Below are 24,705 nucleotides of genomic sequence, written 5' to 3'. Positions count from 1 at the left end.
CGGTGTCGCCCGGCCTGGCCGTGGTGGTGCTGGCACTGCTGCTCAGCATCCAGCCCGTCACCACCGATCTGTACCTGCCCGCGCTCCCGGCGCTCACGCGCGATCTGGGCGCGCCGGTGGCGCAAGCGCAACTCACTCTGAGCGCCTTGTTGCTGGCGTTTGGCGTCTCGCAGCTTGCCTGGGGGCCGCTGTCGGACCGGTTTGGGCGCAGGCCCATGCTGCTCCTGGGCCTGGGGCTGTACACGCTGGCGTCCGTCGGCAGCGCACTGGCGCCCTCCATGGATTTGCTGGTGGTCTGGCGCACGCTGCAGGGTGCGGCGATGGGCGCGGTGGTGGTGTGTGCGCGCGCCATCGTGCGCGACCTGTACGCGCCACTGGCCGGGGCCCGCGCCATGTCGCGTGCGCTCACCGGCCTGGGGATCGTCGCCTGCCTGAGCCCACCGACCGGCGCCTTGCTGTCCGCATGGTTGGGTTGGCGCGCGGCGCTGCTGGCTTTGACGGTGTTTTCCCTGGCAACGCTGGCGCTGGTGGCGCTGCGCCTGCCCGAGACGCTCGCGCGGCGCAATCTGCGGGCGCTGGAGCCCGCCACACTGGCGCACACCTGGATGCAAGTGCTGAGCCACCCGACGTTCTGGGCCTTCTCCCTGCTCACCACGGCGTCCTACGGCGGACTGTTCACTTTCCTCGCCTCGTCCTCCTTCGTCTTCATCGAAGTGCTCCAGCTTTCGCGCACGCAGTACAGCTTTGTGCTGTTTTTTGGCGCTTTCTCCTATTTCGGCGGCACTTTCGCCTGCCGCGCCGTGCTCACCCGCCATGGCCTGCGTCGGACCGTGGCGGTGGCGGGGGCGCTGAGCCTGGGCGGCGCGCTCACCATGCTGCTGCTGGCCTGGGCCGGCGTGCGGCACCCGGTGGCCCTCTTGCTGCCGTTCTACTTCTTCATGGTGGCGCACGGCATGCACCAGCCCTGCGGGCAGGCCGGCTGCGTCGGGCCGTTTCCGCATGCGGCCGGCGCGGCCTCGGCGCTCAATGGATTGATGATGATGCTGGCCGCTTTTGCCGTGGGCGGCTGGGTGGGCACGCACCTGGATGGAACCATCTGGCCGCTGGTGCAAGGCGTGTTCTTCTGGGCCACGCTGCTCGCTGCCGTGGCGTGGACGCTGGTGCAAAAGTATGGGGAGCCGCTTGAGCACCGCTGATGCCCTGCCCTGCCTGGCGCTTGCCGGCCCGACGGCCTCGGGCAAGACCGGCGCCGCGCTGGCGCTGGCCGAACGGCTGGCAGGCCGGGTGGCGGTGGAAATCGTCAGCGTGGATTCGGCGCTGGTCTACCGCAGCATGGACATCGGCACCGCCAAGCCCAGCCCCGCCGAGCGCGCTGCGCTGCCGCACCATCTCATTGACATCCGCCAGCCCTGGGAGCCCTACAGCGCCGCCGCCTTTGTGCAGGACGCCACGCGCCTGATTGCCGAAATTCGCGCCCGCGGTGCGCTGCCGCTGCTCGTCGGCGGCACCATGCTCTATTTCAAGGCGCTCATCGACGGCATCGACCCCATGCCGGCCGCCGACCCCGCAGTGCGCCAGCGCATCGAGGCGCAGGCTGCGCAACGGGGTTGGCCGGCACTGCACGCTGAGCTCGCACGCATTGACCCGGTGACGGCCGCGCGCCTGGCCCCGGCGGACAGCCAGCGCATCCAGCGGGCGCTGGAAGTGTGGGAAGTCTCCGGTCAGCCGCTCTCCGCCTTCCATACTCCTGAAAAGAGAGCTGCTAACGCAGGTGGGATAAGCGCTGGAGGCCTTTTTAGCCTTGAACCTGACGACCGCGCCTGGCTGCACACCCGCATTGCAGCGCGCTTTGACACCATGCTGGAGCAAGGCTTTCTTGAAGAGGTCCAGCGCCTGCGCGCCGACCCGCGCAACCATTCCGAACTGCCGGCCATGCGCTGCGTCGGTTACCGCCAGGCCTGGCAGGCACTCGACGACCAGGCGACCAGGGGCGGCGCGCTGGACCTGCCCGGCCTGCGCGAGCGCGGCATTGCCGCCACGCGCCAGCTCGCCAAGCGCCAGATCACCTGGCTGCGCGCAATGCCCCAGCGCCAGCGGATTGCCTGCGATCAGCCCGGCGCACAAACGGCGCTGGAGCGTGCGGTATGCGCGCAGCTGGAGCAGGCTGTGCCATGAGCGCGGCACTGCGAGTGGCGGGCCTCGCCAAGCGCTATGGCCAGAGCACGGTGTTCGAGAATGTGGGTTTCGAGGTGGCGCCGGGCGAGTTCGTCGCCATCGTGGGCGACTCGGGCGTGGGCAAATCCACCCTGCTCAACTGCCTGGCCGGGCTCGACACCTGGAGCGCCGGCAGCATTCACCACGGCGGCACCGATCTTTCCACGCAGGACGCCACCGAGCGCGCGCTGTGGCGGCGCGCCCACCTGGGCTTTGTCTTTCAGGCGTTTCACGTGCTGCCGCACCTCGACGTGGCGCAAAACGTGGCGCTGCCGCTGATGCTGCTCGGGGGCGGCCCCCAGCCCGAGCGCGTGCAGGCCATGCTGCAAGCGGTCGGACTGGCGGGCCTGGGCACGCGCCTGCCGCAGCAGCTCAGCGGCGGCCAGTTGCAGCGCGTGGCCCTGGCGCGCGCATTGGTGCATAGACCCGCGCTGCTGCTGGCCGACGAGCCCACAGGCAACCTTGACCCCGGCACAGCGGCGCGGGTGCTGGAGCTGCTGGTGGAGCAAACGCGTGCGCATGGCGCGTCGCTGGTGCTGGCCACGCATTCACAAGCCGCCGCCGCGCGCGCCGACCGGGTGCTGCATTTGACGGCTGGCGGCATGCTGGGCGAAGACCGGCTTACTCGATAACCAGCCGCTGGCCGCGTCCGCCTTGCTTCTTGGGAAGATTCAAGGTCAACACGCCGTTGTCGTACTTCGCCTGGCATTGGTCGGCCTCAATGTCGGCCGGCAACTGGAAGCTGCGCGACACGGCACCGAAATAGCGCTCGGAGCGCAGCACTTTCTCGCCGTCGGTCTGTTCGTCGCGCTGACGCACTTCGGCGCGCAGCGTGACCACGTTGCCGTCTACGGACACCTGGATCTCTTCCTTGGGAACACCAGGCACCTCGGCAGACACGAGGAAGCCGCCGTCGTTCTCCTTGACGTCCACTTTCATCTGGCCAGGATTGGGCAGCGGATCGCCATGCAGCGGACGCACGTAGAAGCCCGGGTTCACGTCCTTGAAAAATTCGTCAAACAGGCCGCCGCGGCCAATCAGTGCATTCATGACAAACCTCCTTGAGGGAATGGGTTGCAAGTTGATGAAACAAGGCAAGGGCAACGCGCCCTCACAGCCAGCAGATAGGGCAGAGCGCCCAGGTTTCAAGCACCGCACAATCGCAGCCATGCTGGCCCTGTTTCGCGTCTGGTCCTTGCAGGAGTTGCGCCGCCACCCCTGGCAGAGCGCCGCCGCTGCCTGCGCCGTGATGCTGGGCGTGGCGCTGGCCTTCGGCGTGCACACCATCAACGCGTCGGCGCTGGAAGAATTTGCCCAGGCCGCCCGCAGCGTGAGCGGCCAGCCCGACCTGCAGCTGCGCGCTGCGCAAGGCCACCTGGACGAGCGGCTTTACCCGCTGCTGGCCCGCCAGAGCGAGGTGGCACGCGCCAGTCCGGTGCTGGAGATGCAATTGCAGGCGCAATCAGCCGAGGCCCCGGCCGGCGCGCCCGGCGTGCCGCTGCGCCTGGTGGGCGCCGATGCGCTCCTGCTGCCAGCGACGGCCCCGGCGCTGATGCCGCGCCCCTTTCCCCGCCTGCCCGCCGACCGCTTTGCGTTGTTTGCGCCGGCCACGGTTTTCCTGAATGCCGCAGCGCTGCGCGCCCTGGCGCTGCCCGAAGACCCGCATGATGCGCCGCGCCTCACGCTGCGCCGTGGGCTGGAAGTCTTCAATGCGCGCGTGGCCGGCAGCGTGGCGGCGGGCGGCGCGCCTCTGGCGGTGATGGACATTGGCGCTGCGCAAGACCTGTTCGACCGGGCGGGCGCGCTCAGCCGCATCGACCTGCAGCTGCGCCCCGGTGTGCTGCGCAGCGACTTTCGCGCCCGCATGAACGCCCAGCCCAACTGGCCACCGGGCCTGGTCTGGGGCGAGAGCAGCGACGGCGAGCAGCGCATGGGCGCCTTGTCGCGCGCCTACCGCGTGAACCTGAGCGTGCTGGCGCTGGTGGCCTTGTTCACCGGCGCGTTCCTGGTGTTTTCGGTGCTCTCGCTCAGCGTAGCGCAGCGCGCGCCGGCCTTTGCACTGCTGGCCGTGCTGGGCGCCACGCCACGCCAGCGCCTGGGACTGGTGTTGGTGGAATCGCTGTTTCTCGGCCTGGTCGGCAGCGTGGCCGGGGTGGCGCTGGGCACGGCGCTGGCGGCGGGTGCGCTGCAACTGCTGGGCGGCGATTTGGGGGGCGGCTACTTCACCGGCGCGCAGCCTGCGCTCCAATGGAACCTTCCTGCGGCTGCAGCCTATGCCGTGCTGGGCGTGGCGGCGGCCCTGCTGGGCGGCTGGTGGCCGGCGCGCGCGGCCGAAGCCCTGCCGCCAGCGCAGACGCTCAAGGGCCTGAGCAGCGCAGGCAGCGCCCAGGCGTCGGCATGGCCGGCGCTGGCACTCCTCGCTGGCGGCGCACTGCTGGCTTTTGCGCCGGTGGTGGCGGGCCTGCCATTGGCGGCCTATGTGTCGGTCGGCGCTCTGCTGCTGGGCGGCATTGCCTTGCTGCCGCGCGCCGTGGCCCTGCTTTTGCGCGCGCTGCGGCCCTGGGCGGCGCGCAATGCCCTGGCACAACTGGCGATCGAGCGCGCGCGGCGCACGCCGGGTCTGGCCGCCGTGGCCGTGGGCGGCGTGGTGGCCAGCCTGGCCTTGGCGATTGCCCTCACGGTCATGGTCACCAGCTTTCGTGGCTCGATGGTGCAGTGGCTGGACACCGTGCTGCCAGCGCCTTTGTATGTGCGCGGCGCGGCGGCCGACGGGCAGGCGGCATTCAGCGCCGACTTCTTGCAGCAGGCCGCGCGTCTGCCCGGCGTGGAGCGCATCGAAGGCCTGCGCAGCGTGCCCCTGCAGCCGGATGCCGCCCGCCCCGCCGTCGCGCTGATTGCGCGGCCACTGGCACGCGGCGCGGACCAGGTGCTGCCGCTGACCGCGCCCGCCCTGCGCGTTCCACCGGGCCGGGTGGCGGTCTACGCCAGCGAGGCGGCGGCCGAACTGTGGGGGGCGCAGCCAGGCACGGCTTTGGCTCCATTTTTGGAGTCTTTTAGGGCTCTAGCGCAGGTCCAGAAAGCGCCGACAGCTCTCTATTTTGTAGCAGGCGTCTGGCGCGACTATGGGCGCCAGACGGGCGCACTGGTGATGGACAGCGCCGACTTCGCCGCGCTGAGCGGCGAGCGCGGCGCCAACGACCTGGCGCTGTGGCCCGCGCCCGGCGCCGATGTAGCCAAGCTGCGCGCCGCGCTCACGCAACTGGCGCAAAGCGAATCGGGTCCGGCGGCGGCGGGCGGCCTGGAATTCGCGTCGGCCAGCGAGATCCGCGAGCGCTCGCTGCGCATTTTTGACCGCAGCTTTGCCGTGACCTACTGGCTGCAGGCGCTGGCCATCGGCATCGGGCTCTTTGGCGTGGCGGCCAGCTTCAGCGCGCAGGTGCTGGCGCGGCGCAAGGAGTTTGGCCTGCTGGCACACCTGGGGCTGACGCGGGCGCAAATACTGGCCGTGGTCGCCGGCGAAGGCGCGGCCTGGACAGGCGTGGGCGCGGTGGCCGGCCTGCTGCTGGGCGTGGCGGTCTCGCTGGTGCTGGTGCTGGTGGTCAACCCGCAGAGCTTTCACTGGACCATGGAACTGGCCTTGCCCTGGGGACGCCTGCTGCTGCTGTGCGCTGCGGTGGTGCTGGCGGGCACGGTGACGGCCTGGCTGGCGGGCCGCGCCGCCGCGGGGCGGGATGCGGTGCTGGCGGTGAAGGAAGATTGGTAGGGCTTTGGTAGGGCTGCGGCGTGCAAGGGGCCAAGGCTGCTACCACCGGGACCTTTGCATACTCTGCCAAATGTCCTTCGTCTGCCTGTGATAATGATCGACTTGAAGTGATGCTGGGTGGTGCAATCCAATGTCAGGTGTGCAGCGATTGCGGAAATTCGCCGCGTGGAGTGCGACACGTGGCACCTTTCGCGACCAAGTTGAAACAGCACGGGGGGTTAAGCTTACAAGCACACCAACGAGATAACTGCGGAACGAATCAGGTGGCGGCCGCCTACAAACAATCATCAAGAAGGTCAGAATGACGAAGTATTCAGTAACGCAAGCCCCTGTCGCCCAGTTGTTGTCCGACGTCAAGAGTGACAAAATCGCGATTCCTGAGCTACAGCGTCCATTTGTCTGGGACAGTATAAAAGTCAGAGATCTGATGGATTCTCTTTACAAGGGATACCCTGTTGGCTACCTTATCACCTGGCAGTCGGTCGGTGCCAAACTCAAAGGCGGCCAAATAGCTGCGCACCAGCAGATTCTGATTGATGGGCAGCAACGGGTCACTGCGCTCCGCGCTGCTATTGCCGGGCTAAAGGTCATTAACAAACGGTACAAGGCCATCCGCATAACAATTTCCTTCAACCCGATAACTGAAGAGTTCGCCACACTCACCCCCGTTATCGAGCGAAGTCCGCAATGGATTTCAGACATCAGCGAATACTTCAACTCATCTTCACCTCTAACTTTCGCAAAAAAATATCTCGAACGGAACCCAGGCGTAGATGCCACCGTTTTCGAAACCAACCTTACCCGCCTGGGTAAAATCCAGAACGCCCAGATTGGGATCATCAGTCTGGATGACGGACTAGATATTGAGACAATCTCCGAGATCTTCATCCGCATCAACTCCAAAGGTGTGCCACTGAGCAGCGCTGACTTCGCAATGAGCAAGATCGCCACATACGGCGACCGAGGGCGGAACCTCCGGAAGCTCATCGATTATTTTTGCCAGCTCGCTATCGCACCCCATGCTTTCGCTGACATTGAGGAGAACGATCTAGAGTTTTCGGCCACTAAGTACCTCAAGGCTATCAGCTGGTTGAAGCACGATGCAGAGGACATTTATGACCCTGAGTACGGCGATTTAATCCGGATTGCAGGGCTTGTAGGTTTCAGTCGAGGCAAGGCATCGAGCATCGTTAGTGAGTTGTCCGGACGCGATCCGGAAACCAAGAAGGTGGACGAGAATCGAATTCCCCTCGCCTACGACAAGCTCGAAGCGGCATTATTAGAAATCGTCAGCAAGTACCAGTTCGAAAATTTTCTGATGCTGATCAAGTCAGCAGGCTTCATCACGTCGGGGATGATCAATTCAAAGAATGCGCTGAATTTTGCGTACGCTCTCTATCTGCGCCTGCGAGAAGACAAGGCATTGACCGAGGGTGAACGAAAACGAATCGTAAAGCGTTGGTTTGTTATGTCCATGCTCACAGGTCGTCATTCGGGCAGCTTCGAGTCGACATGGGAACAAGACATCCGCCGGATCGGTGAGATGGGAATCCTCAACTATTTCAACCAAGTGGAGGAAGCTGACCTGTCTGATGCTTTCTGGTCTGTCGCATTGCCTGCGGCGTTGGAGACGACGGGCATATCCAGTCCCTACTTTCAAACCTTTCTCGCGGCTCAGGTAGCCAAGAATGCCCGCGGATTTTTGTCCAAAGGCATCACAGTCACAGCTATGCTCCAACAGTCCGGTGATATCCACCACATCATCCCGAAAGACCACCTTCATAAGAACGGTTTTCCAGATCGTGGGGACTACAACCAGGTCGCCAATTTCTCACTGACGGAGACCGCCATCAATATTCGCATAAGCAACAGACCACCGTCCGACTACATGATTGAGGTGGACACGCAAATCGAAACAGGTGTGTTGACACTCGGCGAAATCAAAGATTCAGACGATCTGGTGACCAACCTGATCGAGAACGCCATTCCTCCATTCGTACACTCGGTGGATGCCGGCTCCTACAAGGAATTTTTGGTTGAACGTCGTCGATTGATGGCGGCGTACATCCGTAACTACTACCAAGCGCTCTGAGTAGGCAGCCGAGGAAAGACCGATCGGCCGCAGCCACCATGTGACGATGAGCTAAGTACACATCCGGGGCACCCTGGCCTCGCCAGACTGTCATCAGTCAACGACGGGAGTTTCATGATCAGCGCCAACTCCAAAGCCTGAACCGGTCACTCCGAATGCCCGCACCCGCCTCAATCAGACTACTGTTTCAGTGGCTTCGCCAGCCATGCCTGGCCGCCAGCAGCCGCTAACGGCTGCGCTGATCTGCCCGACAATCCCCCCATGACATCGCCCACCCCTGGCTCCACTCCGCCATCGCCCTCATCGAGGCCGATTACCAGCGCAGCGCCGACACGCACCTCATTCCGCTGCGCCTGCCCTGCTATGCGCAGTGGGGCATTGACCTGTATTTGAAGGACGAGTCGACCCACCCCACCGGGAGCCTGAAGCACCGGCTGGCGCGCTCGCTGTTTCTCTACGCGCTGTGCAACGGCTGGGTGCGCGAGGGTTCCACGATTGTCGAGGCCTCCAGCGGCTCCACGGCGGTGAGCGAAGCCTACTTTGCGCGCCTGCTGGGCCTGCCCTTCGTGGCCGTGATGCCGCGCGGCACCTCGCCCGAGAAGATTGCCCAGATCGAATTCCACGGTGGGCGCTGCCACCTGGTGGAGGGCGCGGGCGCCGTGTACGAGCAAGCCCACGCCATTGCCGCGCAGACCGGCGGGCATTACATGGACCAGTTCACCTACGCCGAGCGCGCCACCGACTGGCGCGGCAACAACAACATTGCCGAGAGCATGTTCACGCAGATGGCGCGCGAACGCCATCCCATCCCGCGCTGGATCGTGGTGGGGGCCGGCACCGGCGGCACCAGCGCCACCATTGGCCGCTATGTGCGCTACCAGCGCCACGCCAGCGCGCTCTGCGTGGCCGACCCGGCGGGCTCGGTGTTCAGCGCCTACCACCGTACAGGGGACGCAGCGCTCACTGCGCCGGGTTCGCGCATCGAAGGCATTGGGCGCCCACGGGTGGAGCCCAGCTTCATTCGCACGTTGGTCGACCGCATGGTGGAAGTGCCCGATGCCGATTCGGTGGCGGCCATGCAGGCGCTGTCGCAGTTGCTGGGGCGGCGCGTGGGGCCTTCGACCGGCACCAATTTTGTGGCCATGCTGGAATTGGCCGGCGAAATGCGCCAGCGCGGCGAGCAGGGGTCCATCCTGTCGCTGCTGTGCGATGCCGGCGAGCGCTACCTGCCCACCTATTTCGACCCGGCCTGGGTGCAGGAGCGCTTTGGCGATTGCGCTCCTGCACGGGCGCGCGTGGATGCGCTGCTGGCCTGAACGCTGCGCTGCAAAACTTCCATGCAGGCCGGTGCCACCCAGCCGCTCGCCTGGTCTCGCCGCCAGTGGCTGGCGCTGTGCCTGGGAGCGGGAATAGGCAGGGAGGCAGGCGCAGCGGTGTTGGCAGTGCGTCCCCTGGTTTTTCCGCGCGACCATGGCAGCCACCCGAAGCTGCGCACCGAGTGGTGGTACCTCACCGGCCAAACGCGCTCGGGCGGACGCGACCTGGGCTTTCAGCTCACCTTCTTTCGCAGCCGCGTTCCCGGCACCGAGGCCCTGCAGTCGGCCTTTGCCGCCCGCCAATTGCTGTTTGCGCACGCCGCGCTGAGCGACACGCAGAACCAGCGGCTGCTGCACGACCAGCGCATTGCCCGCGCCGGTTTTGGACTGGCCGAGGCCAATGAAGAAGATACCCACATCGTTCTGGGCGACTGGTCCCTTCGCCGCAGCGAGGTGGCCGGCAGCAGCCGCTACGCCGCGCACATGCAAGGTGAGGCGTTTTCCCTCGACCTGGTTCTGTCAGCCACCCAGCCCCTGCTGCTGCAGGGCCAGGCAGGTATCTCGCGCAAGGGGCCGGACGCCGAGAACCTGAGCTACTACATCACCGAGCCGCAGTTGCAGGTGAGCGGCAGCATCACGCTGGGGCGTGAACGCCTGCTGCTGCAGGATGCGTCGGCGCGCGCCTGGCTGGACCATGAGGCCAGTGAAGCGATTCTTCCCGAGGGCGCGATGGGTTGGGACTGGATCGGAATGAATTTGTCCGACGGCAGCGCACTGACCGCTTTTCAGCTGCGCCGCGCCGACGGCTCGGCGCTGTGGGCAGGAGGTTCGTGGCGAACAATGGGGGGCCAAGTGCAAACGCTTGACACAGGTGAACTGAGGTTCACCCCGCTGCGCCACTGGACCAGCCCGGCCAGCGGCGCGCGCTATCCGGTGGCCTGGCAGCTGGACACGCCTGTGGGGCGATTCAAGGTAGAGGCGCTGTTCGACGCCCAGGAGCTCGACAGCCGTGCTTCCACGGGAGCGTTTTACTGGGAAGGCCTGAGCGCCTTGCAAACAGCAGATGGCCGCGAACTGGGGCGCGGCTATCTGGAAATGACGGGCTACGCAGCGCGCCTGGCGCTGTAATTGCGAAGCAAGCTCAAAGCTTGCCCTCGCCGCGCCTGCGCTGCAGCCAGGCAATGATTTCGCCCATGATGCCGCGGCGGAAGGCCAGCACACAGATCACGAAAATCAGGCCGGTGACCATGGTGACCGATTCACCCAATGTGCTGAACCACTCGATTCGGGTCGTGTCGGTGAGGAATTGACCGATCTCGCCCAACTTGTCTTCCAGCATGACCACCACGGCAGCGCCGATCAGCGGCCCCGAGAGCGTCCCCAGACCGCCCACCAGCGTCATCAGCACCACGTGCCCCGATGCCGTCCAATGCACATCGCTCAGGGTGGCAAAACCCATCACCAAGGTTTTCAGTGCGCCTGCCAAACCCGACAGTGCGGCCGAGAGCACAAAGGCCAGCAGCTTGAAGCGGTTGGTGTCGTAACCGAGGGACGTGGCGCGCGGCTCGTTTTCCTTGATGGCCTTGAGCACCTGACCAAACGGTGAGTGCACCGTGCGGACGATCAGCAGGAACGCAGCAACCACGATGACCAGCACCACGTAATAGAGCACCAGGTCGTTCTTGAGACTGAGCAGGCCAAAAAGCTTGCCGCGAGGCACCGCCTGCAGCCCGTCTTCACCGCCGGTGAAAGGTGCCTGAAGTGCGACGAAGAACAGCATTTGCGCGAGTGCCAGCGTAATCATGGTCGAGTAGATGCCCGTGCGCCGGATCGCGAAAAATCCGACGATGAGCCCCAGCAGAGCACCACTGGCCGTTCCGAGCAGCAAGCCGACCTCCGGCGTAAAGCCCCATACCTTGAGGGCTTCCCCGGTGACATACGCTGCACCGCCCAGAAATGCCGCGTGGCCAAACGACAGCATGCCCACGTAGCCCAGCAGCAGGTTGAACGCCGCAGCAAACAGCGCGAAGCACAGCAGCTTCATCACAAAGACCGGATAGACGCCCAGGAACGGGGCGGCCAGCAGACCGACGAGCAAGAGGCCGTAGCCCAGCGCAGCAAGATTCTTGAAATTCATGGCATGGGCCCCGTCAATTTTCTTTGCCGAACAGGCCGGCGGGGCGAATCAGGAGCACGATCACCATGATCACGAAGACCACGGTCGAGGACGCTTCTGGATAAAAAACTTTGGTAAAACCTTCAATCACACCCAGCCCGAGGCCGGTGAGGATGGAGCCCATGATCGAGCCCATGCCGCCAATCACGACGACGGCAAACACCACGATGATCAGGTTCTGCCCCATCAACGGGGAGACCTGATAGATCGGCGCCGAAAGCACTCCGGCAAACGCTGCCAATGCCGCGCCGAACGCGTAAGTCAGTGTCACCATGACTGGCACGTTGACACCGAACGCCTCCACCAGCCGTGGATTTTCTGTACCGGCGCGCAAATAGGCGCCCAGCTTTGTCTTCTCGATCACAAACCAGGTTGCGATACACACCGTGACCGATGCCACCACCACCCAGGCGCGGTAGTTCGGAAGGAACATGAACCCCAGGTTCGTGCCTCCCGACAGCAGCTCCGGCGTGTCGTAGCGCAAGCCTGAAACACCGTAGATGGAGCGAAAGACGCCTTCAATCAACAGCGTCAGGCCCAGCGTCAGCAAGAGACCATAGAGGTGATCGAGCTTGTAGATCCAACGCAGGAGCAGACGCTCGGTCACCACACCGAACAGCCCCACCACCAAGGGCGCAACCACCAGCATGACCCAGTAGTTGATACCCAGGTAGTTCATGGCCATCCATGTAACCAACGCTCCCATCATGAACAGCGCACCGTGCGCAAAATTGATGACGTTGAGCAGGCCGAAGATCACGGCCAGCCCGAGACTAAGAATTGCGTAGAACGAGCCGTTGACCAGCCCCAGAAGGAGCTGGCTCAGCAAGCCTGGCAACGAGACACCAAAGATTTCCATGGGAGCGGCGGTAAGAAGCGATTCGGTAGGGTTTAGCTCAGGAAATTATTTCCAGAGCGCGCAGGTGCTCTCGGCTTTGGTGGTGAACACCGTTGCGCCAGGGAGTGTTTTCACGATCTTGAGGTAGTCCCAGGGCTTCTTGGACTCGGCGGGCTGCTTGACTTCCACCAGGTACATCTCGTGCTCCATGCGGCCGTCCGGACGCACGATGCCGTTCTTGGCGTACATGTCGTTGATGGGGGTCTTCTTGATGTACTCCATCACCTTGTCGGCGTTGGTCGTCTTCACCGCTTCCACGGCCTTGAGGTACGTCATGGTGGCAGAGTAGTCGGCCGCCTGGATGCTGGTGGGCATGCGCTTCATCTTGGCGTTGTATTTTTCGGCAAATGCGCGCGACTCAGCGTCCTTGTCCCAGTACCAGCCGGTGGTGAACTGCAGGCCAGCGGTATTCTTCAGGCCCAGGCTGTGGACGTCGCTCAGGAACACGAGCAAACCGGCGACCTTCATGGTCTTGTCGATGCCGAATTCCTTGGCCGCCTTGACGGCATTGATGAAGTCCCCGCCCGCATTGGCCAGCGCCAGCACTTGCGCCTTGGAGCTTTGTGCCTGGAGCAGGAACGAGGAGAAATCAGATGCGTTCAGCGGGTGGCGCACTGCGCCCACCACCTTGCCGCCCTTGGCTTCAACGACTGCGCTGGTGTCTTTTTCAAGCGCGTGACCGAAAGCGTAGTCAGCGGTCAGGAAAAACCACGACTTGCCGCCAGTGTCAACGATTGCACCACCGGTGCCCTTGGCCAACGCAACCGTGTCGTACGCGTAGTGAATGGTGTAGGGGCTGCAAGCTGCGTTGGTCAGCGCGGAAGAGCCAGCGCCGCTGTTCATGTACACGACCTTCTTCTCCTGGGCCACCTTGGCGCCAGCCAGAGCCGTGCCGGAGTTGGTACCACCGAAGAGCATGGTTGCGCCTTCCGTATCGACCCACTCGCGCGACTTTGCAGCGGCGATGTCCGCCTTGTTCTGGTGGTCTGCCGTCAGGAGCTTGATGGGCTGGCCCAGCGCCTTGCCGCCGAAATCGTCGATGGCCATCTGGATGGCTTCTGCGCCGCCCTTGCCTTCAACGTCCGAATACAGGCTGGACATGTCGGTGATAAAGCCGATCGTGACCTTTTCCTGGGCGTGTGCGGCTCCGGTGGCCAAACCTGCAGCGGCCAGCATCAGGGCCAGGGTGGTGTGCTTGTACTTCATGCGATGTCTCCTTATGGACGGTTGGAAATCAAAAAACGACAGAAAACCAATGCGCGCGCAGACCGAAAAGACGGCTCAGATACCGAGCAGCTGATTTAGTATTGGCATCCGCGATTCAAGCTCGCTGGAGCTGAATTTCTGAACGACGGTTCCGTGCTCGATCACGTAGAACCGATCTGCCAGGGGTGCAGCAAAACGGAAGTTCTGTTCAACCATGACCACGGTGTAGCCCTTGGCGCGCAGCATGGTGATCATGCGGGCCAGTGCCTGGACGATGACCGGGGCCAAGCCTTCGGAAATTTCATCGAGCAACAAAAGCTTGGCGCCTGTGCGCAAGATGCGTGCAACCGCGAGCATCTGCTGTTCGCCGCCCGAGAGACGCGTTCCCTGGCTGTTCCGACGCTCTGCCAGATTGGGGAACAATTCGTAGATCTCTTCAACCGACATGCCAGGCGTGCCGGTCTTGAGCACCGGAGGCAGCAACAGATTTTCTTCACAGGACAAGCTGGAAAAAATGCCCCGCTCTTCCGGGCAGTAGCCGATGCCCAAGTGCGCAATGCGGTGCGTGGAGAGATTGATCGCTTCGACGCCATTGATCTTGATGGAGCCGGTGCGCGCACCCGTCAACCCCATGACAGCTCTCAATGTGGTCGTACGGCCAGCGCCGTTGCGGCCCAGCAGCGTGACGACTTCTCCAGGCTGCACAACAATGTCGATGCCGTGCAGCACGTGCGACTCTCCGTACCATGCCTGGAGCTTGGAGATTTCAAGGGCGGGAGTCTGGCTGGCGGTATTTGCCATGTCAGTGCGCTCCTTGCAATTGGGCATCGGTACTGCCCATGTAGGCTTCCATCACATCGGGATTCACAGAAACCTCTTCGTAAGGCCCTTCGGCCAGAACCGCGCCGCGCTGCAGCACCGTAATGCGATCGGCAATGGTCGAGACCACTTTCATGTTGTGCTCCACCATCAGGATGGTGCGTCCGGCAGACACCTTTCGGATGAGCTCGGTGACACGGTCCACGTCTTCATGGCCCATGCCCTGGGTTGGCTCGTCAAGCAGCATCAGCTCAGGCTCCATGGCAAGGGTGGTCGCAATTTCGAGGGCCCGCTTGCGGCCATAGGGCAGGTTGACGGTGACTTCGTCTGCCATGTCTTCCAGCCCGACTTCGGTGAGCAAATGCATCGCACGGTCATCGAGTTGGTGCAGGCTGCGCGCGCTGCGCCAGAAATGAAACGATGTGCCCAGCTTGCGCTGCAACCCGACGCGAACGTTCTCAATGAGGGTGAGGTGAGGAAAAACCGCTGAAATCTGGAATGAGCGGATCACACCACGGCGTGCAATCTGGGCGGGCTGCTCGCGCGTGATGTCGCGCCCATTGAAGCGAATGCTGCCCGACGTCGGCTCCAGGAACTTGGTCAGCAAATTGAAACACGTGGTTTTGCCGGCCCCGTTCGGACCTATCAGGGCATGGATCGTGTGGCGCTGTACGTTCAAGGTGACATCGCTCACGGCGGTAAAGCCCTTGAACTCTTTCGTCAAATTCCGAGTCTCAAGAATGAAATCGCTCATCGCGGCGGGGGTACTTTCATGGAAAAAAAAACAGTCGATGCATTTTGATCAAATGCAAAAGACGCTTGGATTGCGAGGAATGGTAAGGGGCGCAGCCTGGTGTAGCACTGGGACTAACGCGTATGTAAAAGTGCCTACAGAACCACTGCCGCGAGGCTGCACCTACACTGCGGCGCATGCCCTCTGACACCCAAAGCTTGCCGCCTACTGCGGCCCCACGTGCGCTTTCCGGACTGTTGCCGTTCTTGCGCCCGTACCGCGCCCGCATGGCGCTGGCGTTTCTGTTTCTGCTGCTGGCGGCTGTTGCCACGCTGGTGTTTCCGATGGCCTTGCGCGCACTCATCGACGGTGGTTTGACGCCCGAAACCGGTGGAGCCAAGGCGCTGGCATTGCGCGAGCATTTTCTGGCGCTGTTTGGCGTGGCCATCATGCTGGGCCTGTTTTCTTCGGCGCGCTTCTATCTGGTGAGCTGGCTGGGCGAGCGCGTGACAGCCGATTTGCGCAACGCCGTGTATGCGCACGTACTGCGCCAAAGTCCGCAGTTTTTTGAGACCACGCAAAGCGGCGAAGTGCTCTCGCGCCTGACGACCGACACGACACTGGTGCAGACTGTCGTGGGCTCCTCGTTGTCTATGGGACTGCGCAATGCGGTGGTGGGCAGCGGCGCCATCGTGATGCTGGTCTGGACCAACCCGCGCATCATGGCCATCGTGCTCCTGATGCTGGTGGTCGTGGTGCTGCCCGCCATGTGGATCGGGCGGCGGGTGCGCAAGCTCTCGCGCGCCAGCCAGGACCGGGTGGCGGACTCGAGCGCCATAGCCGCCGAAGTACTCAACGCCGTGCCAGTGGTACAGAGCTTCACGGGTGAACTGCGCGAGGCGGTGCGCTTTGCCCGCGCCACACAAAGCGCGTTCGAGACCGCCGTGCGGCGCTCCCGCGCGCGCGCTGCGCTGGTGGCATTCATCATCATCGCCAACGCCGCCCTGCTGCTCTGGGGGCTGTACCGTGGAACGCAGGCGGTGCTGGCCGGAACGATGACTGCAGGCCACCTGGGCGAGACGGTGCTTTACGTGGGTCTGCTTGCCGGAGCCGCCGCCGTGCTGGGCGAGGTCTATGGCGATTTGCTGCGTGCCGCGGGTGCCACCGAACGGTTGATGGAGCTGCTGGCCAGCCAGTCGCCGGTAGCGTCCCCCGCGCAAGCCATTGAGCTGCCACACAGCGGCCGCGGGCTGGCGGTGGAGTTCGACGCCGTCGATTTTCACTATCCGTCGCGCCCGAGTCAGGCCGCACTGTCAAACTTCAGCCTCACCCTGCGGTCCGGGGAAACCGTGGCACTGGTCGGCGCGAGCGGCGCCGGAAAAACCACCGTGTTCCAACTGCTGCAGCGCTTCTACGATGTGGATTCAACGCAGGCGCCGGTCGGTGGCGGCCGCGAGCATGGCGTGCGGCTCAATGGTGTGGATGTGCGCGACCTGTCCTTGGAAAATCTGCGCCAGCACATTGGCACCGTGCCGCAGGATGCCGTGATTTTCTCGGCAACCGCGCTGGAGAACATTCGCTATGGCCGCCCCGATGCCAGGGTCGATGAAGTGCACGCCGCAGCGCGCGGAGCCTTTGCACATGAGTTTCTTGTGGCGCTGCCGGACGGCTACGACACCTTTCTTGGCGAGCGTGGCGTGCGTCTGTCAGGCGGCCAGCGCCAGCGCATTGCCATTGCCCGGGCCATGCTCAAGGATCCGCCTCTGTTGTTGCTGGACGAAGCCACCAGTGCGCTGGATGCAGAAAGCGAGCGCGTGGTGCAGGCTGCGCTTGATTCCGCCATGCACAGCCACGCCGGCCAGCGAACCACCCTGGTGATCGCACACCGACTGGCGACGGTACAGAACGCGGACCGCATCGTCGTACTCGAGCATGGCCGGGTGGTCGAGCAAGGCACCCACAGCGAGCTGATGGCGCGCGGCAGCACCTATGCGCGGCTCGCTGCGCTGCAGTTCACAGTTTGAAAGGGGAATTTTGAATTAAACAAGCCTCTTGCGCTTATTGGAAGCCATTTTATTGCTATATTTAGTATAGCAATACTGATCTCTTCAGTGCAGTGGCTCGCTCAATGCAGGCGGTACGGGAAGCACCAAAATGCCATCCGAGAGCAGTTCCCGGGTTTCCTCTGCGCTGGCCACGCCGCGGATGGCACGTCCGGGCAAATCGCCTTCGTGCATGGCACGCGCTTCGCTGGCAAAGCGCTCGCCTACATCCTCACTGCCAGCCACCCATTCGCGCACGCGCGAGAGCCATTGGCCTGCTTCGGAAACCTCCGGGGCCTGTGGAGCGCTGGATTCCGACACCGTATTTGAAGGGGGCGCCACGCCCCGCTGGATGCGCGGGGCACTGAGCAGCTTGTGCACTCGGGCGTCCGCACAAAACGGGCACTGCACCAGTTCTTGGGCGAGCTGGCGCTGGAAATCCTGTTCATTGGCAAACCAGCCCTCAAAAGCGTGGCTGTTGGCACACTGCAGATCAAGGACCTTCATGGCAGAAACACCCGATGGTTGCGCTCAGCCCCGCCGCCGCAGCAAGTAGCGGTAAACGAAACCTGGAAACGCGAGAGTGATGAACAAGGTTCCCGTCACGGCGTAGAACTCCCACTGCTGCGGCGCGATCTGGCCGGCGCGCTTCTCCAGCAGCAGACCCACGGCGCCAACGACAAAATACATCAATACCAGCTCGGCAAAACGCTCCAGCAGCCGCTTTGACGGCCGCCGTTGCGGCCCGACAAACAACAAGCGATCGTTAACAAACGGCAGATTCGCTGCCACGCAGGCCAGAAGGATGACGAGCCAGACGGCTCCACTTTGCGACACTGTAGATCAGGAAGCCAGCGAACGCAGGATGGCGTCGGAGCACAAGGCCATCAGCCCCCCTGGCAGAATCCCGAGTACGAACAGCAGAGCGCCGTTGAGCGTCAAAACCATGCGCACGTCCAGTGGTGCGCTCACCACCGCCGTTTGTACCGGCGCATCAAAGTACATCACCTTGACCACCCGCAGGTAGTAGAACGCGCCGATGAGCGACATGACCACGGCAAACACAGCCAAGGCAATGTGCAGCGTCTCGCCCGATGCCACAAGCGCCTGCAGTACCGCCAACTTGGAATAGAACCCGACCAAAGGAGGTACGCCTGCCATCGAGAACATGCAGATCGCGAGAATGCCGGCATACAGCGGGCTGCGCTGATTCAGCCCCGCCATATCGGCAATGGTGTCGCTCTCGAAACCGCTGCGGGCAAGCAGCATGATCACGCCAAAAGCGGCCAGTGTGGTCAGCACATAGGTCACCACATAAAACATGGAAGCGCTGTAGGCCGCTTGTGCGGTGGCAGCATCCACGGTCCCATTGATGACGCCCGACATCAGGCCCAGCAGGACGAAACCCATTTGCGAAATCGTTGAATACGCCAACATGCGCTTGAGATTGGTCTGCGCAATGGCGGCCAGGTTGCCCACCAGCAAGGAACCGATGGCCAGCACGGCGAGCATTTGCTGCCAGTCAATAGCCAGCGGCAGCAAGGCGTCCACCAGCAGGCGCATCACGATCGCAAAGGCGGCAAGCTTGGGCGCGCCGGCAACCAGCAAGGTGACTACGGTGGGAGCGCCTTCGTACACGTCGGGAACCCACATATGAAACGGCACAGCGCCCAACTTGAATGCCAGGCCGGCCACGATGAACACCAGACCAAACACCAGCACCTGGTGGCGAATCTGGCCCGCGTTGACGGCCTTGAAGACTTCACCGATGTCCAGTGAACCTGTGGCGCCGTACACCATGGACATGCCATAGAGCAAGAAGCCGCTGGCCATCGCGCCAAGAACGAAATACTTCATCGCCGCTTCGGTGGCGGTTGCGTCGTCGCGCCGCAGCGCCACCAGTGCGTAGCTCGATAGCGTAAGCAACTCCAGCCCGAGATAGAGCACCAGGAAGTTGTTGCCGCCAATCATGATGAATATGCCCAGCAGCGAGAACATGCTCAGCGTGAAAAGTTCACCACCGCGCAGCATGTCGCGATCGCCTGCATAAGGGCGCCCATAAATGAGTGTGACCATCAGCGCAATAGCGGCAAAGCACTTGAGCCAGTTGCCCATGGCGTCACTGACGATCATGTTGCCAAAACCGTAGAAGGTATTGCCGCGGCTGGCATACATGCCCTCCAGCAGCGCTACGACACCCAGCGTCAGCAGGGTGAGCACATAGGTTCCGGTGCGGCGTGGACTGTGTATGGCGAGGTCAACCAGCGCGATCACGCAGGCCATGACCAGCAGGACGATCTCCGGATAAATGGCCAGCCAGCTGATGTTGTCAATCATCGGGGTACTCTTGTTTCGATCAGGTCAGTTCAGCTTGGACACGGCCACATGCTGGAGGAGCTTGGCCACGGAGGCATCGGTCACGTCAGTCACGGGCTTGGGGTACAGGCCCATGGCCAGGATGGCGGCCGTGAGAAGCGCAAGCACAAAGAATTCCCGCCGTCCGATGTCGAGCATGGCGCGCACGTTGGTGTTGCCGACGGGGCCGAGGTACACGCGCTTGAACATCCACAGGCTGTAGGCAGCGCCCCAGATCAAGGCACTTGCCGCAGCCAGGCCGAGCCAGAAATTGGCCTTCACCGCCGCCAGGATCACCATCCATTCGCCAACAAACCCTGCTGTACCTGGGAGTCCGCAGTTGGCCATAGCGAACAACAGGGCAAATGCGGTGAAATTCGGCATGGTGTTGACGACACCGCCGTAATCGGCGATCTCGCGCGAGTGCACCCGGTCATACAGGACGCCGATGGACAAGAACATGGCGGCGGACACGAAACCGTGCGCAATCATCTGGGCAATGCCGCCCGACATCCCGAGGTCATTGAAGATGAAAAAACCCAGGGTGACAAAACCCATGTGCGCCACCGATGAGTAGGCAACGAGCTTTTTCATGTCCTTCTGCACCATCGCCACCAAGCCAACATAGATCACTGCGATAAGCGACAGAGTGATCATCAACCACGCCCATTCGCGCGAGGCGTCAGGGGCGATAGGCAGAGAGAAGCGCAGAAAACCGTAGGCGCCTAGCTTGAGCATGATGGCCGCCAGCACGGCCGAGCCGCCCGTAGGCGCTTCGACGTGCACGTCAGGCAACCAGGTGTGCACCGGCCACATCGGGACCTTGACGGCAAACGCCGCAAAGAAGGCAAAGAACAGCATGGTCTGCGCGTGTGCCGATAAGGGCAGCGCATGCCAGGAGGCAATATCAAAACTGCCACCTGCCTCGTTGTAGAGGTAGAGCATGGCGATCAGCATCAGCAAGGAGCCGAGCAGCGTGTACAGAAAGAACTTGAACGCCGCGTAGATCTTGCGCGGGCCACCCCAGATACCAATGATCAGGTACATGGGGATCAAGGTGCCCTCGAAGAAGACATAGAACAGCATGCCATCAAGCGCGCAGAACACACCGATCATCACGCCGGACAGAATGAGGAACGCAGCCATGTACTGGTTCACGCGGGACGTGATCGATTCCCAGGACGCAATCACGACGATCACCGTGATGAAGGCCGTCAGCGGGACAAACCAGAAAGAGATTCCATCCACGCCCAGGTGATAGAAGATCTGGACGGTGTCGATCCAACGTAGCTTCTCGACGAACTGCATGTCCGCCGTACCCGGAACAAAGCCGGCCATCAAGGGAAACGTGACCAGCAATCCGGCCATGGCGCCAATCAAGGCGAGCCAGCGCACGGCACCGGCCTGTTCATCACGCCCCATGAAGAGCAGCAGGAGTCCGAACGCGATAGGCGTCCAGATGGCAAGACTCAACAAACCCATTTTTATTTTTCCCCTACTTGTTGAGCCATACGAAATACGTCATGAGCACGAAGATTCCCAGAATCATGACCAGCGCGTAGTGATAGACGTAACCTGTCTGAACGCGTCGCACCACACCCGCAACCCAGCCCACGAGCTTCCAGGAACCATTCACCAACGCACCGTCGATCACTGCCTGATCACCGCCCTTCCACAGAGCTACGCCGAGGCCACGCGTTGCGCGCGCCAGAACGTTCTCGTTGATCCAGTCAAGGTAATACTTGTTCTCCAGCAGCGTATAGATCGGCTGGAATATGCGCTTGATGGATGCCGGAAGCGCCGGATTGACAAGGTACATGTAGTACGACGCCGCCACACCAGCAAGGGCCAGCCAGAACGGTGCTGCCGTCAAACCATGCAATGCCATGGCCACCGGACCATGGAAAGCCTCTGCCAGTTCTGCCATCGCCGGGTGCCGCGCGGCGTCGACAACGATGACATCCTTGAAAAAGTCACCGAACAACATCGGACCAATGGTGAGGAAGCCAATGACGACCGAGGGAATGGCCAACAGCACCAAAGGCACCGTGACCACCCAAGGCGTCTCGTGCGGTTTGCTGTGATCACCATGGTGTCCGTGCGGATCGGGCTCTTCGTCTGCAGCGTGGTGGTGCGCATCTGGATTCTGATCGAAGCGCTCCTTGCCGTGGAACACCAGGAAATACAGACGGAACGAATAAAAGGCCGTGACAAAAACACCGGCCAGCACGGCAAAGCTAGCAAACCCCGCTGCAGGCAGCGTGCTCGCGTGCACTGCTTCAATGATGCTGTCCTTGGAGTAAAAACCAGCGAACAGCGGCGTGCCAATCAGGGCCAGGGAACCCAGTAGAAATGTGATCCAGGTAATGGGCATGTATTTGCGCACCGCGCCCATCCAGCGAATATCCTGGTTGTGGTGCATCCCGATAATTACGGAGCCTGCAGCCAGGAACAACAATGCCTTGAAGAAGGCATGGGTCATCAAATGGAACACGGCCACAGAGTAGGCCGATGCACCGAGCGCTACCGTCATGTAACCCAGCTGCGACAAGGTCGAATAGGCGATGACGCGCTTGATGTCGTTCTGGATGATTCCCAGAAAACCCATGAACAGCGCCGTGATGGCCCCAATGATCAGAATGAAGTTCAAGGCCGCGTCAGACAGCTCAAAAAGCGGCGACATGCGCGCCACCATGAAGATGCCTGCCGTGACCATGGTGGCTGCGTGGATCAAGGCCGAAATGGGCGTTGGGCCTTCCATCGAGTCTGGCAACCACACGTGCAGCGGAAACTGCGCGCTCTTGCCCATGGCTCCGATGAACAGACAGATGCAGATAACGGTAATCAGCATCCAGGACGTTCCGGGAAAAGACAAGGCGCCGAGTTCACCCGCCTTGGCAAATACCTCGCCGTAGTTCAGCGTATTGGCGTACGCAGCAATCAGTCCGATACCCAGGATGAAACCGAAGTCACCCACGCGGTTCACCATAAAAGCCTTCATGTTGGCGAAAATCGCCGACGGCTTGTTGTACCAAAAACCGATCAACAGATAAGACACCAAGCCCACGGCCTCCCAGCCGAAAAAGAGCTGCAGCATATTGTTGCTCATGACAAGCATCAGCATGGAGAAAGTAAACAGCGAGATGTAGGCGAAGAACCGGTTGTAGCCTTCGTCCTCCTCCATGTATCCGATGGTGTAGATGTGAACCATCAGCGAGACGAAGGTGACGACGCACATCATCATGGCGGTCAGGCTGTCGATCAGAAAGCCCACCTCCATTTTCAATCCGCCCACCTCCATCCAAGTGTAGATACTCTCGTTAAAACGGGCGCCATCGACGGCCACGCTCTTGAGCGTCATGGCCGAAATCACGAAGGCGACGAGCACACCCAGAATGGTGAGCGTGTGGCTCATGCGTCGGCCGATCCAGTTACCGCCGAACGTGGTTCCAAGCACGCCGGCCAGCAGCGCGCCTGCAAGCGGTGCAAGCGGCACGATCAGCAGCGTGGAAGCAGAAAGGGTTTGACTCATTGTGGGAAACCTTGGCTTAAAGTCGCCTCAACCCTGCAGGGTGTCGAGCGCGTCCGCATTGATGTTGGACTTGTTGCGGAACAACAGCACCAGGATGGCAAGACCGATGGCCGACTCGGCCGCTGCCACCGTGAGAATGAAAAACACAAAGACCTGCCCGTGCATATCGCCCAGATAGTGCGAGAAAGCGACGAAGTTCATGTTCACCGCGAGCAGCATCAGTTCGATGGACATCAGCAGCACGATCAGATTCTTGCGGTTGAGAAAGATACCGATGACGGCAAGCGCAAAAAGTATTGCACCCAGCGAGAGGAAGTGGCCCAAGGTCAAGCTCATGCTTTTGTCTCCGGTGCTGCAGCTGATGCCTCGGGCTCGGGCGCCAGCATCGTGGGTGCGAGCTTGACAATGCGCATGCGGTCCTGCGCACGCACCCGAATCTGCTCCGATGGGTCAATCGCCTTGCTGTCCTTACGCTTGCGCAGCGTGAGTGCAATGGCGGAAATCATGGCCACGAGCAAAATCACCGCAGCGATTTCCACTGGAAGCAGGTACTCCGTGTACATCAGCTGGCCCAAGGCCTTCGCATTGGAAAACGGAAGAATCTGGCCCGCCGCATCCACGGCGCTAGCCATGGCTTTGGGCTCGTCCATGCCGCGAAAACCTGCCATCAACACCAAAGCCATTTCCAGCGCAATGGCCGCGCCGATCGCAGCGGCCAGAGGAAAGTGCTTCCAGAACCCTTTGCGCACGCCGGACATGTCAATGTCCAGCATCATCACTACGAACATAAACAGCACCATTACGGCGCCCAGGTAGATCAGCACCAGCACAATGGCCAAAAACTCAGCCTTCAGCAGCAGCCAAAGGCCCGAAGCCTGCGAAAAAGCCAGCATCAGATGCAATATCGCATGCACCGGATTTCGTGCTGTGATAACCCGGAAGGCTGCAAACAGCAGCACCACCGAGAAGAGATAGAAAAAACCAGTCTTGGCGTCCATGAATCGGTTCTTTTCAAGAAGTCTCGCGTAGGGGCCTTGCCGCTCAGCGGTAAGGCGCGTCTGCCGCTCGGGCAGCAGCAATCTCGGTTTCGTAGCGGTCACCGACCGCCAGCAACATGTCCTTGGTGAAATACAGATCACCACGCTTTTCACCGTGGTATTCAAGAATATGTGTTTCTACGATGGAATCGACGGGGCAGCTTTCCTCACAGAAACCGCAAAAAATGCACTTCGTCAAATCGATGTCATAGCGGGTGGTACGGCGCGAACCATCGTCACGAATATCGGACTCGATGGTGATAGCCACCGCAGGACAAACTGCCTCGCACAGCTTGCAGGCAATGCAGCGCTCTTCCCCGTTCTCGTAGCGACGCAGTGCGTGCAGGCCACGAAAACGAGGTGAAAGGGGTGTCTTTTCTTCGGGGAACTGTACGGTCACCTTGCGTCGGAACGCGTAGCGCCCGGTCAGGACCATGCCCTTGACCAGCTCCACCAGCAAAAAGCTCTTGAAGAAATCCTTGACGGAAAAAGATGCAGCAGCAACGGCAGCCATGGGGGGTT

At 62.0% G+C, this 24,705-nt stretch carries 22 protein-coding genes; 8 read left to right on the top strand and 14 right to left on the bottom strand.

The features are described 5' to 3' along the window. Positions 1-2 precede the first annotated feature (2 nt). The 3 genes from C6571_RS13430 to C6571_RS13420 are packed head-to-tail and all read left to right on the top strand — an operon-like array spanning position 3 to position 2,846. Positions 3-1,196, top strand: a complete 1,194-nt coding sequence (locus tag C6571_RS13430) for a multidrug effflux MFS transporter (RefSeq protein ID WP_245901283.1) — start codon at positions 3-5, stop codon at positions 1,194-1,196. After that, the gene (gene miaA, locus C6571_RS13425) at positions 1,183-2,175 is read left to right on the top strand and encodes a tRNA (adenosine(37)-N6)-dimethylallyltransferase MiaA (protein WP_106448242.1); all 993 of its coding nucleotides are present in this window, start codon (positions 1,183-1,185) and stop codon (positions 2,173-2,175) included. Before C6571_RS13430 ends, miaA begins: the two co-directional genes overlap by 14 nt. Beyond that, the gene (locus C6571_RS13420) at positions 2,172-2,846 is read left to right on the top strand and encodes an ABC transporter ATP-binding protein (RefSeq protein WP_106447126.1); all 675 of its coding nucleotides are present in this window, start codon (positions 2,172-2,174) and stop codon (positions 2,844-2,846) included. The genes miaA and C6571_RS13420 overlap by 4 nt, the downstream gene beginning before the upstream one ends. Here the strand turns inward: C6571_RS13420 and C6571_RS13415 are convergent. Continuing rightward, entirely contained in the window at positions 2,836-3,264 is a 429-nt protein-coding gene (locus C6571_RS13415; protein ID WP_106447125.1) for an Hsp20/alpha crystallin family protein, read from the bottom strand. The genes C6571_RS13420 and C6571_RS13415 overlap by 11 nt on opposite strands. A 118-nt stretch (positions 3,265-3,382) precedes the next feature. Here C6571_RS13415 and C6571_RS13410 point away from each other — a divergent pair, with 118 nt between their 5' ends. The 4 genes from C6571_RS13410 to C6571_RS13395 all read left to right on the top strand — a co-directional run bounded on the left by C6571_RS13410 (position 3,383) and on the right by C6571_RS13395 (position 10,513). After that, positions 3,383-5,977: an ABC transporter permease gene (locus C6571_RS13410; protein ID WP_106448241.1), complete on the top strand. Its 2,595-nt coding sequence runs from the start codon at positions 3,383-3,385 to the stop codon at positions 5,975-5,977. A gap of 301 nt (positions 5,978-6,278) precedes the next feature. Continuing rightward, positions 6,279-8,069, top strand: coding sequence for a GmrSD restriction endonuclease domain-containing protein (locus C6571_RS13405; RefSeq protein ID WP_106447124.1), 1,791 nt, complete (start codon positions 6,279-6,281; stop codon positions 8,067-8,069). Between the two features lie 266 nt (positions 8,070-8,335). Beyond that, entirely contained in the window at positions 8,336-9,385 is a 1,050-nt protein-coding gene (locus C6571_RS13400; protein ID WP_106447123.1) for a PLP-dependent cysteine synthase family protein, read from the top strand. A 21-nt stretch (positions 9,386-9,406) separates the two neighbouring features. Next, the gene (locus C6571_RS13395; RefSeq protein ID WP_106447122.1) at positions 9,407-10,513 is read left to right on the top strand and encodes a lipocalin-like domain-containing protein; all 1,107 of its coding nucleotides are present in this window, start codon (positions 9,407-9,409) and stop codon (positions 10,511-10,513) included. A 13-nt stretch (positions 10,514-10,526) separates the two neighbouring features. Here the strand turns inward: C6571_RS13395 and C6571_RS13390 are convergent, their stop codons facing one another. The 5 genes from C6571_RS13390 to C6571_RS13370 form a co-directional block, all read right to left on the bottom strand. Then, a complete protein-coding gene (locus C6571_RS13390; RefSeq protein ID WP_106447121.1) occupies positions 10,527-11,522 on the bottom strand; it encodes a branched-chain amino acid ABC transporter permease in 996 nt (331 codons plus the stop codon). A gap of 13 nt (positions 11,523-11,535) precedes the next feature. Further along, positions 11,536-12,420, bottom strand: a complete 885-nt coding sequence (locus C6571_RS13385) for a branched-chain amino acid ABC transporter permease (protein WP_106447120.1) — start codon at positions 12,418-12,420, stop codon at positions 11,536-11,538. Positions 12,421-12,465: 45 nt separating this feature from the next. Then, positions 12,466-13,665 carry an ABC transporter substrate-binding protein gene (locus C6571_RS13380; RefSeq protein WP_106447119.1) on the bottom strand — a complete coding sequence of 400 codons (1,200 nt, stop codon included), beginning with the start codon at positions 13,663-13,665 and terminating at the stop codon, positions 12,466-12,468. 75 nt (positions 13,666-13,740) lie between these two features. Then, positions 13,741-14,466: an ABC transporter ATP-binding protein gene (locus tag C6571_RS13375; RefSeq protein WP_106447118.1), complete on the bottom strand. Its 726-nt coding sequence runs from the start codon at positions 14,464-14,466 to the stop codon at positions 13,741-13,743. Between the two features lies 1 nt (position 14,467). Next, positions 14,468-15,238: an ABC transporter ATP-binding protein gene (locus C6571_RS13370; protein ID WP_106447117.1), complete on the bottom strand. Its 771-nt coding sequence runs from the start codon at positions 15,236-15,238 to the stop codon at positions 14,468-14,470. A gap of 176 nt (positions 15,239-15,414) precedes the next feature. Here C6571_RS13370 and C6571_RS13365 point away from each other — a divergent pair, with 176 nt between their 5' ends. Further along, on the top strand, positions 15,415-17,241 hold the full coding sequence (locus tag C6571_RS13365) for an ABC transporter transmembrane domain-containing protein (protein WP_106447116.1): 1,827 nt from the start codon (positions 15,415-15,417) through the stop codon (positions 17,239-17,241). Between the two features lie 84 nt (positions 17,242-17,325). Here the strand turns inward: C6571_RS13365 and C6571_RS13360 are convergent, their stop codons facing one another. Genes C6571_RS13360 through nuoI form a run of 8 tightly spaced genes read right to left on the bottom strand, consistent with a single transcriptional unit; the run spans position 17,326 to position 24,697 of the window. Further along, a complete protein-coding gene (locus tag C6571_RS13360) occupies positions 17,326-17,766 on the bottom strand; it encodes a DUF1178 family protein (protein WP_106447115.1) in 441 nt (146 codons plus the stop codon). Positions 17,767-17,790: 24 nt separating this feature from the next. Further along, positions 17,791-18,096, bottom strand: a complete 306-nt coding sequence (locus C6571_RS13355; protein WP_106447114.1) for a DUF2818 family protein — start codon at positions 18,094-18,096, stop codon at positions 17,791-17,793. A gap of 6 nt (positions 18,097-18,102) precedes the next feature. Then, positions 18,103-19,596 (bottom strand): NADH-quinone oxidoreductase subunit NuoN, encoded by a 1,494-nt coding sequence (gene nuoN, locus C6571_RS13350; RefSeq protein WP_106447113.1) that lies wholly within the window; start codon positions 19,594-19,596, stop codon positions 18,103-18,105. Between the two features lie 24 nt (positions 19,597-19,620). Beyond that, positions 19,621-21,096: an NADH-quinone oxidoreductase subunit M gene (locus C6571_RS13345; RefSeq protein ID WP_106447112.1), complete on the bottom strand. Its 1,476-nt coding sequence runs from the start codon at positions 21,094-21,096 to the stop codon at positions 19,621-19,623. A 13-nt stretch (positions 21,097-21,109) separates the two neighbouring features. Continuing rightward, entirely contained in the window at positions 21,110-23,146 is a 2,037-nt protein-coding gene (gene nuoL, locus C6571_RS13340) for an NADH-quinone oxidoreductase subunit L (protein ID WP_106447111.1), read from the bottom strand. Positions 23,147-23,173: 27 nt separating this feature from the next. Next, on the bottom strand, positions 23,174-23,482 hold the full coding sequence (gene nuoK, locus C6571_RS13335) for an NADH-quinone oxidoreductase subunit NuoK (RefSeq protein WP_106447110.1): 309 nt from the start codon (positions 23,480-23,482) through the stop codon (positions 23,174-23,176). Continuing rightward, positions 23,479-24,144, bottom strand: a complete 666-nt coding sequence (locus C6571_RS13330) for an NADH-quinone oxidoreductase subunit J (protein ID WP_106447109.1) — start codon at positions 24,142-24,144, stop codon at positions 23,479-23,481. The genes nuoK and C6571_RS13330 overlap by 4 nt, the downstream gene beginning before the upstream one ends. Before the next feature lie 43 nt (positions 24,145-24,187). Continuing rightward, the gene (gene nuoI, locus C6571_RS13325) at positions 24,188-24,697 is read right to left on the bottom strand and encodes an NADH-quinone oxidoreductase subunit NuoI (RefSeq protein WP_106447108.1); all 510 of its coding nucleotides are present in this window, start codon (positions 24,695-24,697) and stop codon (positions 24,188-24,190) included. Positions 24,698-24,705: the final 8 nt, after the last annotated feature.

Origin of the sequence: Simplicispira suum (assembly GCF_003008595.1) — a bacterium.
In the GTDB taxonomy this organism is placed as follows: Bacteria; Pseudomonadota; Gammaproteobacteria; order Burkholderiales; family Burkholderiaceae_C; genus Simplicispira; species Simplicispira suum.
Note: the sequence above shows the minus strand (reverse complement) of the source record. Positions and strands in the feature narration are given on the sequence as shown.

Coding starts and splice junctions, on each gene's coding strand:
- C6571_RS13420 (WP_106447126.1), top strand. CDS start 2,172: ATGAGCGCGGCACTGCGAGTGGCGGGCCTCGCCAAGCGCTATGGCCAG.
- C6571_RS13415 (WP_106447125.1), bottom strand. CDS start 3,264: ATGAATGCACTGATTGGCCGCGGCGGCCTGTTTGACGAATTTTTCAAG.
- C6571_RS13410 (WP_106448241.1), top strand. CDS start 3,383: ATGCTGGCCCTGTTTCGCGTCTGGTCCTTGCAGGAGTTGCGCCGCCAC.
- C6571_RS13405 (WP_106447124.1), top strand. CDS start 6,279: ATGACGAAGTATTCAGTAACGCAAGCCCCTGTCGCCCAGTTGTTGTCC.
- C6571_RS13395 (WP_106447122.1), top strand. CDS start 9,407: ATGCAGGCCGGTGCCACCCAGCCGCTCGCCTGGTCTCGCCGCCAGTGG.
- C6571_RS13390 (WP_106447121.1), bottom strand. CDS start 11,522: ATGAATTTCAAGAATCTTGCTGCGCTGGGCTACGGCCTCTTGCTCGTC.
- C6571_RS13385 (WP_106447120.1), bottom strand. CDS start 12,420: ATGGAAATCTTTGGTGTCTCGTTGCCAGGCTTGCTGAGCCAGCTCCTT.
- C6571_RS13380 (WP_106447119.1), bottom strand. CDS start 13,665: ATGAAGTACAAGCACACCACCCTGGCCCTGATGCTGGCCGCTGCAGGT.
- C6571_RS13375 (WP_106447118.1), bottom strand. CDS start 14,466: ATGGCAAATACCGCCAGCCAGACTCCCGCCCTTGAAATCTCCAAGCTC.
- C6571_RS13370 (WP_106447117.1), bottom strand. CDS start 15,238: ATGAGCGATTTCATTCTTGAGACTCGGAATTTGACGAAAGAGTTCAAG.
- C6571_RS13365 (WP_106447116.1), top strand. CDS start 15,415: ATGCCCTCTGACACCCAAAGCTTGCCGCCTACTGCGGCCCCACGTGCG.
- C6571_RS13360 (WP_106447115.1), bottom strand. CDS start 17,766: ATGAAGGTCCTTGATCTGCAGTGTGCCAACAGCCACGCTTTTGAGGGC.
- nuoN (WP_106447113.1), bottom strand. CDS start 19,596: ATGATTGACAACATCAGCTGGCTGGCCATTTATCCGGAGATCGTCCTG.
- C6571_RS13345 (WP_106447112.1), bottom strand. CDS start 21,096: ATGGGTTTGTTGAGTCTTGCCATCTGGACGCCTATCGCGTTCGGACTC.
- nuoL (WP_106447111.1), bottom strand. CDS start 23,146: ATGAGTCAAACCCTTTCTGCTTCCACGCTGCTGATCGTGCCGCTTGCA.
- nuoK (WP_106447110.1), bottom strand. CDS start 23,482: ATGAGCTTGACCTTGGGCCACTTCCTCTCGCTGGGTGCAATACTTTTT.
- C6571_RS13330 (WP_106447109.1), bottom strand. CDS start 24,144: ATGGACGCCAAGACTGGTTTTTTCTATCTCTTCTCGGTGGTGCTGCTG.
- nuoI (WP_106447108.1), bottom strand. CDS start 24,697: ATGGCTGCCGTTGCTGCTGCATCTTTTTCCGTCAAGGATTTCTTCAAG.